Source organism: Halopseudomonas salina (assembly GCF_008641105.1).
In genome coordinates, this window is sequence record NZ_VTTI01000034.1 from 1 (window position 1) to 1,202 (window position 1,202).

Sequence of the window (1,202 nt, forward strand, 5' to 3'; positions counted from 1 at the left end):
AAACGTGATGAACAACTTCTCACAAAAATGCTTGACAGATTAGAAGGTTAGCGTAATATACGCCACCTTGGTTAAGCGGAGACGCGAACCGAAACGCTCTTTAACAATGTGAATCAAGTAATTCGTGTGGGTGCTTGCCTTGAGGTTTGATGATCGAAAGATTTTCAGCCTAAGCAAGTTACTCTGTGAATTCACTGAGTTTTTTGTAATAAAGCTGAGCCAAGTTTAGGGTTTTTTCAAAACCCAATCAGTTTGAAACTGAAGAGTTTGATCATGGCTCAGATTGAACGCTGGCGGCAGGCCTAACACATGCAAGTCGAGCGGTAGAGAGAAGCTTGCTTCTCTTGAGAGCGGCGGACGGGTGAGTAATACCTGGGAATCTGCCTGATAGTGGGGGATAACGTTCGGAAACGGACGCTAATACCGCATACGTCCTACGGGAGAAAGCAGGGGATCTTCGGACCTTGCGCTATCAGATGAGCCCAGGTCGGATTAGCTTGTTGGTGAGGTAACGGCTCACCAAGGCTGCGATCCGTAACTGGTCTGAGAGGATGATCAGTCACACTGGAACTGAGACACGGTCCAGACTCCTACGGGAGGCAGCAGTGGGGAATATTGGACAATGGGGGAAACCCTGATCCAGCCATGCCGCGTGTGTGAAGAAGGTCTTCGGATTGTAAAGCACTTTAAGTTGGGAGGAAGGGCTGATGCTTAATACGTATCAGTCTTGACGTTACCGACAGAATAAGCACCGGCTAACTCTGTGCCAGCAGCCGCGGTAATACAGAGGGTGCAAGCGTTAATCGGAATTACTGGGCGTAAAGCGCGCGTAGGTGGCTAAGTAAGATGGGTGTGAAATCCCCGGGCTCAACCTGGGAACTGCATCCATAACTGCTTAGCTAGAGTACGGTAGAGGGTAGTGGAATTTCCTGTGTAGCGGTGAAATGCGTAGATATAGGAAGGAACACCAGTGGCGAAGGCGACTACCTGGACTGGTACTGACACTGAGGTGCGAAAGCGTGGGGAGCAAACAGGATTAGATACCCTGGTAGTCCACGCCGTAAACGATGTCAACTAGCCGTTGGGAACCTTGAGTTCTTAGTGGCGCAGCTAACGCACTAAGTTGACCGCCTGGGGAGTACGGTCGCAAGATTAAAACTCAAATGAATTGACGGGGGCCCGCACAAGCGGTGGAGCATGTG

Annotated in this window: 1 rRNA gene; it reads left to right on the forward strand. The window is 50.1% G+C overall.

The features are described from left to right. Window positions 1-255: 255 nt before the first annotated feature. Window positions 256-1,202: ribosomal RNA gene (locus tag FZF01_RS19305) — 16S ribosomal RNA — on the forward strand; the annotation flags it as partial.